We start from the raw sequence: 15,197 nt of genomic DNA on the forward strand, positions 1-15,197 counted from the left end.
AAATGGAAGACCTGGCCCCTCGTCCCGGCGATCTTGACGCCATCGAGACCGCCTCGCGTGACGAGATAACCGCCCTTCAGCTCAGACGCCTGAAGTCGACGCTCGACCATGCCTACCGGAATTCGCCTCACTACAAAGCCACCTTCGCCGCGGCTGGCGTTCATCCCGACGATCTGAAAACGCTGGCGGATCTGTCGAAGTTTCCCTTCACGGTCAAGAAGGATCTGCGCGACACCTATCCTTTCGGCATGTTCGCGGTCCCACGCGAGAGACTGGCACGCATTCATGGCTCCTCCGGTACGACCGGAAAACCAACGATTGTCGGCTACACCGCAAATGACATCGAGATGTGGGCCACCTGCGTGGCGCGATCGATCCGCGCGGGCGGCGGACGGGCCGGCGATATCTGCCATGTCGCCTATGGCTACGGCCTGTTCACCGGCGGCCTCGGCGCGCATTATGGCGCCGAGAGACTGGGCTGCACCGTCGTGCCGATTTCCGGCGGCATGACCGAACGCCAGGTCACCTTGATCCAGGACTTCAAGCCACGGATCATCATGGTGACGCCATCCTATATGTTGTCGATTCTCGAGGAGTTTCGGCGCCAGGGCCTCGACCCGCGCTCGTCCTCGCTCGCTGTCGGCATTTTCGGCGCGGAACCATGGACGAATGCCATGCGTAAGGAGATCGAACAGGACTTCGACATGCATGCCGTCGACATCTACGGTCTTTCAGAGGTGGTCGGCCCCGGTGTCGCCAGCGAATGTGTGGAAACCAAGGATGGCCTGCACGTCTGGGAAGATCATTTCTACCCGGAAATCATCGACCCGGAAACCGGCGAGGTATTGCCGGATGGCGAGATCGGAGAACTGGTCTTTACATCGCTCACCAAGGAAGCGCTGCCGATCATCCGCTATCGGACGCGTGACCTGACCCGGCTTCTGCCCGGCACGGCTCGATCGATGCGCCGCATCGAGAAGATCACCGGCCGCTGCGACGACATGATGATCCTGCGCGGCGTCAATGTCTTTCCGACCCAGATCGAGGAGCAATTGCTGAAATGTACGGGGTTGGCCCCGCAATTCCTGATCGAGCTGACACGCAAGGGCCGCATGGACGAAATGGTCATTCATGTAGAAGCGATGCCGCAGGCAGCCAATTCCGACGCCCGGCTGGCCGCGGCGAAGGATCTGGCACACCGTATCAAGAGCGTGGTCGGCGTCAGCACGAAAATCCTGGTTGGCGATCCAAACTCCCTCCAGCGTTCGGAAGGCAAGGCTAAACGCGTGATCGACAACAGGCCGAGGGAATAAGGCCGCTGGATTGGCTCATTCTTTGAAACGACTGAACGGCACCGGCGGGCTGGCCCGATAGCCAGACTTGCATCGCCCGACAAAAGCATGGTCGATGTTCACGAAGGAGGAGGAGCACATCGACGACATTGATTCGGCGGAATAGAACGTCGGCAGCGATTGCAGGTGAAGGATACGAGACATGGCGCGAACAAGGGCGGCCGATTTCGACGACAAGCGCCGCAGCATTCTTGAAAGCGCAGCTGCCGTCTTCGCCAAGCTCGGCATGGAGCGAGCGTCGATGGCGCAGATCGCCCAGGAAAACAATGTCTCCAAGGCGTTGCTCTACCATTACTATCCGAGCAAGGAGTTGCTGATCTTCGACATCGGTCGCACCCATCTCGTCGAACTCGAGGCCTCGATCAGCAAGACCGACGATCCGGCCTTGGAGCCGCGCCAGCGTCTTCGCAATCTGATCGGCAGCGTCCTGGAGAACTACCGGTCGGCTGCGGATTTTCATCAAGTGCTTCTCAATGCGACGGGATCGCTGCCCGAAAGGCAGCGTGCGGAACTCCAGCAGATGGAGCGCCGTATCGTGAAAGCCTTTTCGGACGTGCTGATCGAAATCAATCCGGCGTTGGCGAAGAGCAAAGCGGGCGTCACGCCGGTTACCATGTCCCTCTTCGGTATTTTGAATTGGGTCTATACCTGGTTCAAACCGAGTGGAGCGCTGAACCGCGACGGCTATGCCGACATGGTCACCACGCTCTTTCTGAACGGCGCAGAGTCGCTTGGCCGCTAAGGCATCGACGAGGCGAGAAGCGATTTCGAAGCCGCCTCTTCGCCCCTGCGCATTACACCTGCCTGCTCGAACTCGATCTCACAGGGTCTTGGCTACCATGGTCAGCACATCATATTGGGCGACCACCTCTGCATCCTGGTTCGATACCATGCAATCCCAGCGCACTTCGCCATAATCTTCGGTCTGGCGAGGATTGATCTGCTTGCAGGTCAAGGTCACCCGCAGCGTGTCCCCCGGATTGACCGGCTTGAGGAAACGCAGACTGTCGACGCCATAATTGGCGAGTACCGGTCCCGGCGCCGGATCGACGAAAAGGCCCGCCGCGAAGGACACGATCAGATAACCATGTGCCACGCGCCCGTCGAAGAAGGGATTGGCCTTGGCAGCGGCCTCATCCATATGGGCATAGAAGGTATCGCCGGTGAAACTGGCGAAATGCTCGATGTCCTCCAACGTTACGGTACGGGCAGCTGTGACCACCTGGTCGCCGATTTCCAGTTCAGCCAGCGATTTGCGGAACGGGTGAACACTGTCCTGCTTCACCTTGGCGCCCTGCATCCAGCGGCCGGTCACTTCGGAAAGCAGCCAGGGGGCCGCCTGCACGGCGGTACGCTGCATATAGTGCTTCACAGAACGCATGCCGCCGAGTTCCTCGCCGCCACCGGCGCGTCCGGGTCCGCCATGCACCAGCCCAGGCAATGGCGAACCGTGACCCGTCGAGGATTTGGCGCTGGCCCGATTGCCGATCAGCAGGCGGCCGTGCCACGGCCCCAGCGCCTGTACGGCCTCGCGCGCGAATACGGGATCGTTGGTGAATACCGAGGCAACCAGGCTGCCCTTGCCGCGCCGGGCCAGCGCGGCCGCATCCTCGATGGTCTCGTAGGGCATGATCGTGCTGACGGGGCCGAACGCTTCCACATCGTGAACCGCCTGCGCCGAGGCCGGCTTGTCACAATAGAGCAGCACCGGATTGAGGAAGGCGCCTGCCTCGGCGTCACCCGATATGATGGTCGGCCGGTCGGGATCGCCGATGACGATCTCGGCATCGCGCTGCAGGTCCTTGATGCGCTGGCGCACCTCGTCGCGCTGTGCCAAGCTCGCGAGGGGGCCCATCCTGGCCGTATCCTCGGCCGGATTACCAACGGCCGTCTTCGCTAGCCTGTCGCCCAGCGCCTTGACCAGTGCCTCGACACTGCGGTGCGGCGCGAACACGCGGCGGATTGCCGTGCATTTCTGGCCGGCTTTCACCGTCATTTCGCGTGCGACCTCCTTCACGAACAGGTCGAATTCCTCGGTGCCGGCCACGGCATCAGGGCCGAGGATCGCGGCATTGAGAGAATCCGCCTCCATGGTGAAGCGTACCGAATTTTCCACGATCGAAGGATGCGATCTCAGCTTTCGGCCGGTCGCTGCCGAGCCGGTAAACGTCACGACGTCCTGGCAGTCGACATGATCGAGGAGATCTCCAACCGAGCCGCTGATCAGTTGCAGCGCGCCTTCCGGCAGGATGTTCAGGGCGATGATACGGCGCACCATCAGTTCAGTCAGATAGGCGGTCTGGCTGGCTGGCTTGATGATCGCCGGCATGCCGGCGAGCAGGGTCGGTGCGAGCTTTTCGAGCATGCCCCAGCATGGGAAGTTGAAGGCATTGATGTGAATCGCCACGCCTTCCAGCGGCGTCAGGATGTGCTGGCCGGAGAAGCTATTGTCACGCGACAGGGCTTCCACCTCCCCATCAACGAGCGTGCGCGCATTCGGCAGCTCGCGCCGGCCCTTGGAGGCGTAGGATAGCAGCGTGCCGATGCCGCCCTCGATGTCGATCCAGCTATCGGTACGGGTCGCGCCGGTTGCGGTCGACAGTGCGTAGAATTCTTCCTTGGTTTCCATCAGCGCCTGCCCGAGCGCCTTCAGCATCAGGGCCCGTTCATGGAAGCTCATCTTGCGCAGGGCCGGCCCGCCGGTGCGGCGGCCGTGATCGAGCATGGCCTTCATGTCGAGGCCGCTGGCATCGATATGGGCAACCACGTTGCCGGTCGCTGCGTCGAGCAGCGCCACCGCCTTGCCGGCGCCGCGCACCCATTGCCCCGCAACATAGGACTCCAGTTGTCGGCTCGTGATCACGGGTGCGTTCATCGCAATTACTCTTCGGTTTGGGGGCGAATGCGAAAGGTCGATCGGAGGGCGCTCAGGCCAATCCGATGTCATGGAGCAGGACGCTCACCTGGCGCTCCCACTCGCTGGCGAGGTCGGGATTGCCCGTGCGGCGCAAGCCAAATTTCTTCTGCGTTTCGAAATGCGCGGAAGTCCCGCTGCCGAAGCTCGCCGCGACGCGCGGTCTCCAATAGGCGATCGAGGCCTCGACCGCCGGTCTGGCGGATCGGTCCTCCAGGATCTTGCGCAAGCCTTCCTCGCCAAGTTCCATGTGCCGGCGCTCTCGCGGCGCGACGGTGCGGAAGATCTCTGCCAGCGGCTGATAGGACAGTCTCGAAAACTCACCGAGCTGGATGACCACGGCGCGGCCCATCAGCACGTTCATCACCACCGCATCGGTCCAGCCTTGCAGCGGATAGTGCAACACGGCAAGCCGCATGTCCGAACCATGACGCGCGGCCCCCAGATCCCTGTCGCGCGCCACGCGCTCGGTCCAGGGATGGTGGTTGGCATAGCGCGAGACGTCGGCACCGAACTCGCCCATGATCTCCAGCACGCGCTCGGCATGATCGAGTTTCTCCAGCACAATGCGCGAGGCGGCAATGCGCTCCTTGATGCCTGGTCCTAGATTGACGACATCGGCGAAACCCGCGGCCCCGGCCAGTTCGCTGTCGACGAAGGTCGCCATCAATCTGAGCAACTCGCCACGATAACGCGGCGGCGCGTTTTCAGGCGTCGTCAGCATGCCGCCCTGCGCCAGATAACTCTCCAGCGGCATGGGGGCGGCGACGTCGGCTGGCTCATTGGTCATAGCTCACCACCACATTGTCGCTAAGGGGGAAGCATTGACAGGTGAGCACATAGCCGCGCCGCACTTCGTAGTCTTCGAGAGCATGATTGGTTTCCATTTCGACCTCACCCTCGAGCACCATCGCCCGGCACGTCGAGCAGACCCCTGCCTTGCAGGCATAGGGTGCGTCGAGATTGGCGCCCAGCGCCGCATCGAGAATGGTCTGGCCCTTCTTCGGCATCTCGATCACGCGGGTCGAGCCGTCGAGCGTGATCTTGGCCTTGCAGGTCTCCGCCCTGGCGCCATCGGCGGCGGCCTTGACGGTAGGCGCCGCCCGACGCGGAGCCGAGGCGAACAGTTCGAACTTGATCTGGTCATCGCGCAGCCCGTGCTCGCGCAGCGATGCGGCGATGGTCAGCATCATCGGCTCGGGTCCGCAGATGAAGGTCATGTCGACGCTGTCGATGTCGATCCAGCTCTTGAATAGCCTGGTACATTTGTCAGCGTCGATGCGGCCGGAAAAGAGGTCGATGTCCTGCGACTCGCTTTCCAGCACATGGATCACGTTGAACCGCCCGAGATGCATGCTTTTGATGTCCTCGAGTTCCTCTCGGAACATGATCGAATTGATCGAGCGGTTGCCATAGATCAGTGTGAAGCGAGACCTGGGTTCGCGCGCCAGCGTCGTCTTGATGAGCGACAGCACCGGCGTGATGCCGCTCCCGCCGGCAAAGCCGAGATAATGTCGCCCGCATTCGGGCTGCAGCGGCACGTGGAAGGCACCCATCGGCGGCATCGCCTCCAGCGTGTCGCCGGGCTTCAGCCCCTCATTGGCCCAGGTGGAGAAGGCGCCGCCGTCGACGCGCTTGATGCCGACCTTGAGCACACCCTCGTCCTTGCCAGCGCAGATGGAGTAGGAGCGGCGCAGTTCCTCACCGTCGAAAGAGCGGCGAAAGGTCAGATATTGGCCTTGGGTGAAATCGAACGCCGCCCGATGCTCTTCGGGAGGTACGAGTGTGACCACCACCGCATCACGTGTCTCGCGGCGGACGTCGGCGACTTTGAGTGACAGGAAGCGGGCCATCGGTCCCTCAAATGCTCTTGAAATAGTCGAAGGGTTCGAGACATTCGGTGCAGCGGAAATGCGCCTTGCACGGCGTCGAGCCGAATTGGCTGATACGTTCCGTCCGTGTGGAGCCACAGCGTGGGCACGAGACCTCGCGAGGCTGCAGGGATCCTGCACACGCCGCTGTTCCCTCGACGGGCGGCGCAATGCCGTAGGCCGACAGCTTGTCTCGGCCTTCGGTGCTGATCCAGGCCGTCGTCCAGGCTGGCGAAAGCTGGCGCTTGAGCCGGAGCTTGGCGATACCTCTCGCGCGCAGATGGCGGTCGATCTCGAAATTGATGACACTGGTCGCCGGGCAGCCGGAATAGGTTGGCGTCACGGTCACTTCCAGTGTGTCGCCAGCCCAGGCCACCTGGCGGATGATGCCGAGATCGGTCAGCGAGATCACCGGGATCTCGGGGTCGGGAATTTCGGAAAGCCACGACCAGACACGCGCCTCGGACGGGTGAACCGGTTCGCCCGTTCCGGACGCCGCGTCGTAACGGGCCGCGGGCACGACCGGCATGGGGTGTGGTTCAGGCATCGCCGCACCTCACCAATTCGCGCCGGGATAGGCGCGCTGCAGGAACTGCATTTCAGCCAGGATGTAGCCCAGATGCTCGGAGTGCACGCCGCGCTTGCCACCCTTCTGGGCGTATGACTTCTCTGGCGCCTTCAGCGTCGCGTCGGCGAGCGTGCGGCCCACATGCTGATCCCAGGCCGCGCGCAGCGATTCCGGCGCCGGTGCGACGCCGCTCGATGCCAGCTCTTCGTCAACCTCGTCACTCAGGAACATCTCGCCGGCATAGGGCCACAGGACATCGAGCGCGGACTGCATGCGCGCATGGCTTTCTTCGGTGCCATCCCCCAGACGCACCACCAGGTCGGCGCTGCGGTCGAGATGATAGGTGGCTTCCTTGGAGGCCTTTTCGGCGATCTCGGCGACCCGCCTGTCGCTCGACGTCATCAGCGCCTTCAGCATCGGCAAGTGCCAGGCATCGAACAGATATTGCCGCATGATGGTGCGGCCGAAATCGCCGTTCGGCTGCTCGACCAGCAGCAGGTTGCGGTAGGCCGACGCGTCGCGCAGATAGGCCAGAGTATCGGGCGTGCGGCCCTTGCCTTCGGCCTCTGCGGCCAAGCCCAGCCAGAGCTGCGTCTGGCCGATCAGATCGAGCGCCGTGTTGGCCAGCGCGATATCTTCCTCGAGCGCGGGCGAATGACCGCACCATTCGGAATTGCGGTGTCCGAGGATCAGGCAGGTGTCGCCCATCCTGAGCGCAAACTCGGCCAGCACCGGCAAGCCGGAGGAAACGTGCGCCATCACATATGCCCCACTTCATCCGGCACGTCGAAGAAGGTCGGGTGCCGATAGACTTTCGAATTGGCGGGATCGAATAGCGGACCTTTCTCGGAGGGCGCGCTGGCGACGACGTCGGAGGAACGCACCACCCAGATGCTGATGCCCTCGTTGCGGCGGGTATAGACGTCGCGCGCATTGTGGATCGCCATTTCGGCGTCGGGCGCGTGAAGGCTTCCGACGTGCCGGTGGTTCAGACCGTGCTGACCGCGGATGAAGACTTCCCACAAAGGCCATTCTTTGGACATTTGGGTCACTCCTATTGACGAGTTGCCGACGTCATTGGTGATCATTCCGCCGCGATCTTGGCGGCCTGCCGGCGTTGCGCCTGCTTGCCTGCATGGGCCGTCAATCCGTCGCGGAACCAGGCGCCGTCGTCCCAGGCCTTACGGCGCGCCTCCAGGCGCTCCCGGTTGCACGGGCCGTTGCCGGCGATGATTTCAAAGAATTCGTTCCAGTCCGGCTCGCCGAAATCGTAGCCACCCTTCTCCTCGTTCCATACGAGCTTGGGATCGGGGATGGTCAGGCCGAGGAACCTGGCCTGCGGCAAGGTCTGGTCGACGAATTTCTGGCGCAGTTCGTCATTGGAATCCTGCTTGATGTTCCAGGCCATCGACTGCGCCGAATGCACCGAATCCGTGTCGGAAGGACCAAACATCATCAACGATGGCCACCACCAACGGTTCAGCGCATCCTGCGCCATCGCCTTCTGCTCCGGCGTGCCCTTGCACAATACCGCAAGGATGTCGAAGCCTTGGCGCTGGTGGAAGCTCTCTTCCTTGCAGATGCGGACCATGGCGCGCGCGTAGGGCCCGTAGGAGCAGCGCTGCAGCGGCACCTGGTTCATGATCGCCGCGCCGTCCACGAGCCAGCCGACGGCGCCAATATCGGCCCAGGTCAGTGTCGGGTAGTTGAAGATCGAGGAGTATTTGGCCTTGCCGGAATGCAGTTGCTCATACATCTCGTCGCGGCTGACGCCGAGGGTCTCGGCGGCGCAGTAGAGATAGAGCCCGTGGCCGGCTTCATCCTGTACCTTGGCGAGCAGGATCGCCTTGCGCTCCAGTGTCGGCGCGCGGGTAATCCAATTTCCCTCCGGCAACTGGCCGACGATCTCCGAATGGGCGTGCTGGCTGATCTGGCGCACGAGCGTCTTGCGGTAACCCTCCGGCATCCACTCCTTCGGCTCGATCTTCTGGCCGGCATTGATGCGCTCCTGAAAGGCACGCTCGACCGGATCCATCTCGTCGAGGGCGAGGACTCGCGCGGCATCGGTCTTGACCATCTGTGCGTACATCGCGTCGTCTCCCTTTCTACGATCCGCGCGTCAGACGCGCTCGAGGATCAATGCAATGCCCTGGCCGACACCAACACACATCGTGCACAGCGCATAACGTCCGCCGGTGCGCTGCAACTGCCAAGACGCCGTGGTTGCCAACCGGGCACCACTGGCGCCCAGCGGATGGCCGATGGCGATGGCGCCGCCATTCGGGTTCACATGAGGGGCATCATCTGGCAAACCGAGTTCGCGCAGCACGGCCAATGACTGGGCGGCAAATGCTTCGTTGAGCTCGACCAGGTCGATCTGTCCGAGCGTCAGGCCAGCCGTTGCGAGCGCCTTGCGCACGGCTGGTACCGGACCGATGCCCATGATACGGGGAGGCACACCGGCGGCAGCCATCGCAACGACGCGGGCACGCGGCGTCAGGCCATTTGCCTTGGCGGCCGCTTCACTGGCGATGATCAGCGCCGCGGCACCATCATTGACGCCCGAAGCGTTACCGGCCGTTACCGAAAGATCGGGACCGTTGACGCCTCTCAGCTTGGCGAGCTGCTCGATTGTCCCATCGGGGCGTGGGTGTTCGTCGCGCTCGACCGCGATCGGGTCCCCCTTCTTCTGCGGCAGGCGAACCGGAACAAGCTCGTCGGCAAACCGACCCGCGATCTGCGCCGCGGCCCAGCGCTGCTGGCTGCGGAGCGCGAACATGTCCTGGTCCGCACGCGATACGCCGAAATCCGCGGCAACGTTGTCGGCGGTCTCAGGCATGGAATCGACGCCATGCACCTTCTTCATGTTCGGATTGATAAAACGCCAGCCGATCGTGGTGTCGTAGACCGCGTTGGCACGCGAAAAGGCCGTATCCGCTTTCGGCATGACGAAGGGCGCGCGCGACATGCTTTCGACACCGCCAGCAATCATCAGACTGCAGTCCCCGGCCCGGATGGAGCGTGCGGCCAGTCCCACTGCATCGAGCCCTGAGCCACAAAGCCGGTTGACGGTTGTGCCTGGAACATCGACGGGCATGCCGGAAAGAAGCGCTGCCATGCGCGCAACATTGCGATTGTCCTCGCCCGCCTGATTGGCGCAGCCCAGGATAACGTCGTCGACAGCGGACCAATCCACACCATCATTGCGCTGCATCAACGCAGTCAGCGGAATCGCGGCCAGGTCGTCGGCGCGCACACCCGCCAGCGCTCCGCCATATCGGCCAAACGGCGTACGAACGGCATCGCAGATGAAAGCGTCAGGCATCGATCCTCCGTGGCCCGGGGTATCTTAAATAATTTACCGACCGGCCGGTTATGTAATTACACCTTTTCCTGATCGAGTCAATCAGGACCGTCATCTCAGGGGTGGTCGCTGTAAGGCCGGGATGATGTCCATATCCCATGCGACGTCACCATCTCCCGCCCGCTTTTGCTCGACATACCGTTTGGCTGTTTCAGTGGCTCAGCTCGAACCATCGCAACATCGAAGAACGCATGGCGGAGCGCAGATGCGACACTTTCTGTGAAAACGTCTGTCGCCGGGTCACCGATTTCGGGCCGCAATGAAGTCGATCAAGTCGCACTCATTCGGAAAATGCCACCCGATATCGGAAGATGGCAGTCGGCGAGTGGCGGCTACTCTGGTGGCTTCCTTCGTTGAGGCAAGTGTCCCCATGGGTGGCGCGAAGCTCAACACAGGCAGCTCCCGGGTCGAACTGCGCTGCCCGGATCATGCAGACATATCCTTCCGGACCGCCGCCGATCACGAGAACGTCGTAGCCAAGACCGTGATCACAGCGGCCACTCCTGCAGCGTTTTTACGAAATGACTCAGCCATGCGTTCGTCTGGTGCCCGTCAAGCGAACGATGATCGATGGTCAGCGACACGTAGGCCATCGGCCGGATCACCAGCGCATCGCTGCCGTCGATCTCGCGTACTACGGCACGCTTTTGCAGCGCGCCGACGCCTAGGATGGCCGACTGTGGCTGATTGATTATGACGGGTGTCGCCACCAGGGAGCCAGAGACACCATGGTTCGAGATGGTGAATGTTCCGCCGCGCATATCGGCCGGGGACAATTTGCCGTCACGGGCACGGAGGGTCAGGTCCTGGAGCCCGCGGGCAATGCCCTCCAGGGCCAGATCCTGAACTTGATGGATCACCGGCACGACCAGCCCCTTGTCACCCAGTGCCGTGCCAATACCAATATTCACATCACCGAAGATTTCGAGCGCATCGTCGTGCCAATGGCTGTTGACCTCCGGCACCGCGCGCATGGCGGGGACGCAAGCGGCTGCGATATAGGCGGTATAGGACAGATTGATGCCGTCTTCGGCGAACCGCCGCTTGTGATGGTCGCGGTGGCGAATGATGGCGCTGAAATCAGCCTCGAACACAGCCGTCACATGAGGCGCGGCCGCAACCGAGCTCGCCATATGCTGAGCAATGGCAAGCCGCATCGGCGAATGTGGAACTCTACGGGACCCTGCCGGTGTGGACGCTTTCGCGCTCGCCGGTCGCGGCTGGGAAACTATCGGTGCAATAATGGTCTGTTGTGGCTCGGCCGCTCTCCTGTCTGCCGTGAGCCCTCGCTCCGCGACGGCGGTCTCCATATCGGCGCGTGTGACGCGCCCGCCCTTGCCCGTTCCGGGGATATTCGCCGGGTCGATGCCATATTGCTCAGCCGCGCGACGCACTGCCGGCGAATAGCGGATTGCCCCGTCCCCCGCTGCAGCCGGGACAGCCGTTTGGGTTGGACGGGGCTCGGCGGATGGGGAGGACGCCTCTCCGATAGTTACCCGGGCCAGCACCGCTCCCGGAATGGCTATCTCGCCCGTATCGAGTACGATTTCCGACAGCACGCCGGCGACAGGCGAAGGAATTTCCTGCGTGACCTTGTCTGTCTCCAATTCTACCAGCGGTTCGTCGATCGCGATCTCGTCGCCGCTTTTTTTCAACCAGTTGGCAACGATGGCCTTTGTGCCTTCGTGTTCCGGAGGAACGCAGATGTCGATGACCTCGGCCATGATCAGAACTCCAAAAGCTCGGTGATGCGCTCGCGGATGCGCGCTACCGACGGAACCGCCCATTCGAGCAGTTCGAGATTATGAGGGCTCGGGATGTCGGGCATGGTAAGACGCGAGACAGGTGCATCCAGATCCATGAAAGTCTCGTCCGCGACGACGGCCGCTATCTCGGCGCCGAAACCGCCGGTGGACAAGTCCTCATGAACGATCAGGCAGCGCCCCGTGCGTCGCACGGAATCCAGCACCGACTGACAATCCCAAGGCATTAGAGTGCGCAGATCGATCACGTCTGCGGAGATGCCCTCGGTAGCCTCCTGACAACGATTGACCATGGCGCCCCAGGTGACGATCGTGATGTCTTTGCCGCTCCGGACGAAATCTGCCTTGCCAAAGGGCAGGACAAAATCATCTCCGGGATAGGGCCGGCGCGCCCAGCTATGATCCAACATTTCCCGATGCTCGAAGAAGATGACAGGATCGTTGCCCCGCAACGCGGCACGCAACAATCCAACGGCATCGCGCGCGTTGGAGGGCACGGCCACCTTCCAGCCGGGCTGGTGGACGAAGGCCACCTCGTTTGTCTGGCTATGCCAGGGATCGCCGCATTTGAAGAAGCCGCCCGGCATGCGTACCACCATAGGAGCGGCGAAGCGGTTGTTGGTACGCCAGCGAATCGTACCGCAATCGTTGATCTGTTCGGTTGCCGGCTCTGCATATTTGCGGAACTGGATCTCCGGTACGGGTAATAATCCGGCAAGCGCCATGCCCACGGCCCGGCCGATTATGCCTTCCTCCGAGAGCGAGGTGTCGAAGACACGGCCAGTGCCGAATTTTTCCTGCAGACCAAGCGTTGCGGCATGAACGCCGCCCTTTGTGCCGATATCCTCGCCGAACAGGACCACACGCTCATTGATCGTCAGTTCGTGCTCGAGGGTGCGCCGGATGGCCGTGACCATGTTGATGCGCTGCCCCTTGTTGGCTGGTCTGTCGGTACTTGGGGGCACTCTATAGCCGGCACGATGCTGGCCTCCCATCGCCTGCATTTCGCCCTCGTAGAAGACGTTTCGCATTACGGTCTCGGGCTTCGTAGACGGGCGCGCTTCCGCCACCTCCAGCGCCGCTTCAACGGCGTTTTCGGCATCAGCGGACACGGTCTTCCATTCCTCTTCGCTCATGATGGCAGGCACGAGATATTCCTTCAGCCGCGGCAATGGATCGCGCCTCCATTCCGCTGCCACGATTTCCTCCGACTTGTACGTTTGGGTGTCCTGAAAGCTGTGGCCTTGGAGGCGAGGCACCGTCAGATGCAGCATCGCCGGGGTCCGGGTCTCGCGCACATGGGCTATGGCCTGGTGGGACAAACGTGCGGCCTCGGCCGGATCCGTGCCGTCGCCTGAAAAGATTGCCAACCCCTGCCAGGAGGACAGGTTCGCCGCGATGTCCCCCCCGGGCGTCTGGAACGTCGAGGGAACCGATATGCCATATCCGTTGTCCTCCACGTAGAACAACATCGGCAGACCTTCCGTCGTGGCAATCGTAAGCGCTGCCCAGAAGCCGTTGGAGGCAACCGACCCGTCACCTCCGAGAACCACGGCGATCGAACGTTCGTATTCAGGCCTGTGCAAGGTCTCGCTGTAATAGCGGATGGCTTGCGCCCATCCCGCCGTCGGCGTGTACTGTGTACCGACGCCGCCGCACATCGGCAGCGCGGAGGCTCCTGTCGGATTGGGATAGTTGAAGACGACTCCGATGTCGCGACCGTCGGAGTAGCCACCCGACCGCCCCATGGCGGATCCTAGCGCATCCGCAGGATCGACACCCAGTGTAAGCAGCAGGGGACGAGATCGGTAGTAACCGCAAGCCGCGTCGTGTCGATCGGACAATTGCAGCCCGAGGAGTATTTGGGCCATGTCATGTCCGCGTGCGGAGAACTGATAGAGCACCTCTTTGCTCGGGACCAGTTGGGTCTCCTCCAGACTGTCGAGTGTCCTCGACAGATGCAGCAGATAGACGACACGACGCCAGTCAATCTCGGGGGCGGGCAGGACTGGCAATGAGCTGCTGAGCTGCGCTTGCGCCATCTATTTCTCCCCTGGTTCCAAACCAGAACGCCTGGGAAAGCAATCGTATCTCGACAACTCAGGAAATACGTTTCATTCTCGACCGGATTTTAATGAAACTTGGTATGAATGTTTCGATAACGCGGAGAAAGTGAATGACAGCCGCCGAGCTCGATGCGCTTGACAGACGCATTATTTACGCCCTGCAACGCGAGGCGAACATAAGCCACGTCGTTTTGGCCGAGCAGATCGGAAGCTCCCCTGCATCATGCTGGCGCAGGATCAAGAAGCTTGAGGAAATTGGGGTTCTGGGGCCGACAGTGCGCCTTGTAAGCCCCGAATCTATCGGGCGGGGACAGACCGTCTTTTGCCAGATCCGGATGAAATCCCAGGATCCGGCGGCCCGCAAAAGTTTCGAGCTTTTCGTCGGAAGCTACGAAGAGGTATTGGAATGCTATGCGATGACGGGAGACTGGGATTATGTGCTGAGGCTGGCGGTCAAGGATATCAAGAACTACGAGCGCCTGCTCCTGGACGGAATCCTCGCCCACAGCTCGGTTGCGACCTCTTCGTCTCACTTCGCTCTAAAGGAGGTCAAATACACAACGATCCTGCCACCATGACGAGCATCACGCCCTCGCACAGTCGCGCCCCAGAATCGCCTGGCAGTAGAATTTGGCGACTGATCTGGCCAGATCGCAGTTTCGGCGGGCAAACACGTACCAGTAGTATTCAAATATAAGGACCGCCCGGGTTGATCAGACCGGGACGGTTAGCGATTTATGACCAAATTTGTTGCGGGGATCCGCTACCAGGTCTTACGCCGCAGCGCATCACAATGGCCGAAACCGCGATTTCCCTCGGCATATTACGATAGAGGCGATTGGCCGAACCGTTCGCGCCCTAGCCGTCAAGGCCCCAAAGATCCGTGTTGCGTTTGAAATACTCAATCAGCATCTCCGTGAGCACCCGCACTTTCCGCGTGGGATGCTGACCGGGCGGGCGGACGACATAGGCGCCCCCCGGAGGTACCGGATAGCGTGTCATGATCGGGACCAGTGCGCCGGAGGCCACATATTCATGTGTGATGCAGTCGGGGAGCCAGGCGATACCGAGACCTGCCGCCGCCGCCGCGGCAAGCGCCGTGGCACTGTCGGCCTTGAACCTGCCCTGCGGCTGAACCGTGAGGATCTCATCACCATCCATGAACTGCCAGGCTTCCGTTCCCTGCATGAGGGCCTGATGGGCGGCGAGTTCGCCCGGAGTCCCGGGTGACCCGTGCACCTCGATATAATCCGGGCTTGCGACAAGCTTTCCATGGATCGGCCCGACACGCTTCGCGAT

General features: G+C 61.9%; 15 protein-coding genes. 3 read left to right on the plus strand and 12 right to left on the minus strand.

Translation table 11 applies throughout. The annotated features are described in order from the left end of the window. Positions 1–2 precede the first annotated feature (2 nt). Complete coding sequence (gene paaK, locus AB4037_RS30685) at positions 3–1,313, plus strand: phenylacetate--CoA ligase PaaK (protein WP_441774095.1); 1,311 nt, start codon at positions 3–5, stop codon at positions 1,311–1,313. A gap of 15 nt (positions 1,314–1,328) precedes the next feature. Here the strand turns inward: paaK and AB4037_RS30690 are convergent, their stop codons facing one another. After that, on the minus strand, positions 1,329–1,580 hold the full coding sequence (locus AB4037_RS30690) for a hypothetical protein (RefSeq protein WP_441774108.1): 252 nt from the start codon (positions 1,578–1,580) through the stop codon (positions 1,329–1,331). On the opposite strand from AB4037_RS30690, the gene AB4037_RS30695 reads away from it, so the two are divergent. Then, positions 1,495–2,094, plus strand: coding sequence for a TetR/AcrR family transcriptional regulator (locus tag AB4037_RS30695; protein WP_441774096.1), 600 nt, complete (start codon positions 1,495–1,497; stop codon positions 2,092–2,094). The genes AB4037_RS30690 and AB4037_RS30695 overlap by 86 nt on opposite strands. Before the next feature lie 78 nt (positions 2,095–2,172). Here the strand turns inward: AB4037_RS30695 and paaZ are convergent, their stop codons facing one another. From paaZ to AB4037_RS30745, 10 genes are all read right to left on the minus strand, one after another. Continuing rightward, positions 2,173–4,227, minus strand: a complete 2,055-nt coding sequence (gene paaZ, locus AB4037_RS30700) for a phenylacetic acid degradation bifunctional protein PaaZ (RefSeq protein WP_441774097.1) — start codon at positions 4,225–4,227, stop codon at positions 2,173–2,175. Between the two features lie 52 nt (positions 4,228–4,279). Further along, positions 4,280–5,056: a Phenylacetic acid catabolic protein gene (locus AB4037_RS30705; protein ID WP_441774098.1), complete on the minus strand. Its 777-nt coding sequence runs from the start codon at positions 5,054–5,056 to the stop codon at positions 4,280–4,282. Further along, positions 5,046–6,119, minus strand: coding sequence for a 1,2-phenylacetyl-CoA epoxidase subunit PaaE (gene paaE / locus AB4037_RS30710; RefSeq protein ID WP_441774099.1), 1,074 nt, complete (start codon positions 6,117–6,119; stop codon positions 5,046–5,048). The genes AB4037_RS30705 and paaE overlap by 11 nt, the downstream gene beginning before the upstream one ends. A gap of 7 nt (positions 6,120–6,126) precedes the next feature. Beyond that, a complete protein-coding gene (gene paaD / locus AB4037_RS30715; protein WP_441774107.1) occupies positions 6,127–6,666 on the minus strand; it encodes a 1,2-phenylacetyl-CoA epoxidase subunit PaaD in 540 nt (179 codons plus the stop codon). Between the two features lie 27 nt (positions 6,667–6,693). Then, entirely contained in the window at positions 6,694–7,443 is a 750-nt protein-coding gene (gene paaC / locus AB4037_RS30720; RefSeq protein WP_441774100.1) for a 1,2-phenylacetyl-CoA epoxidase subunit PaaC, read from the minus strand. Positions 7,444–7,463: 20 nt separating this feature from the next. Then, entirely contained in the window at positions 7,464–7,748 is a 285-nt protein-coding gene (paaB, locus tag AB4037_RS30725) for a 1,2-phenylacetyl-CoA epoxidase subunit PaaB (RefSeq protein WP_434961140.1), read from the minus strand. Positions 7,749–7,789: 41 nt separating this feature from the next. Beyond that, complete coding sequence (paaA, locus tag AB4037_RS30730) at positions 7,790–8,794, minus strand: 1,2-phenylacetyl-CoA epoxidase subunit PaaA (RefSeq protein ID WP_441774101.1); 1,005 nt, start codon at positions 8,792–8,794, stop codon at positions 7,790–7,792. A 30-nt stretch (positions 8,795–8,824) separates the two neighbouring features. Then, complete coding sequence (pcaF, locus tag AB4037_RS30735) at positions 8,825–10,030, minus strand: 3-oxoadipyl-CoA thiolase (protein WP_441774102.1); 1,206 nt, start codon at positions 10,028–10,030, stop codon at positions 8,825–8,827. Positions 10,031–10,557: 527 nt separating this feature from the next. After that, the gene (locus AB4037_RS30740; RefSeq protein ID WP_441774103.1) at positions 10,558–11,793 is read right to left on the minus strand and encodes a dihydrolipoamide acetyltransferase family protein; all 1,236 of its coding nucleotides are present in this window, start codon (positions 11,791–11,793) and stop codon (positions 10,558–10,560) included. A gap of 2 nt (positions 11,794–11,795) precedes the next feature. Beyond that, positions 11,796–13,874 (minus strand): alpha-ketoacid dehydrogenase subunit alpha/beta, encoded by a 2,079-nt coding sequence (locus tag AB4037_RS30745; RefSeq protein WP_441774104.1) that lies wholly within the window; start codon positions 13,872–13,874, stop codon positions 11,796–11,798. A gap of 134 nt (positions 13,875–14,008) precedes the next feature. On the opposite strand from AB4037_RS30745, the gene AB4037_RS30750 reads away from it, so the two are divergent. Continuing rightward, on the plus strand, positions 14,009–14,476 hold the full coding sequence (locus AB4037_RS30750) for an Lrp/AsnC family transcriptional regulator (protein WP_441774105.1): 468 nt from the start codon (positions 14,009–14,011) through the stop codon (positions 14,474–14,476). A gap of 280 nt (positions 14,477–14,756) precedes the next feature. Here the strand turns inward: AB4037_RS30750 and AB4037_RS30755 are convergent. Continuing rightward, positions 14,757–15,197 (minus strand): LysR substrate-binding domain-containing protein (locus AB4037_RS30755; RefSeq protein ID WP_441774106.1); only part of this gene is annotated, 441 nt, incomplete at its 5' end.

It is taken from the genome of Labrys sp. KB_33_2 (genome assembly GCF_052114505.1).
Lineage (GTDB): Bacteria > Pseudomonadota > Alphaproteobacteria > Rhizobiales > Labraceae > Labrys.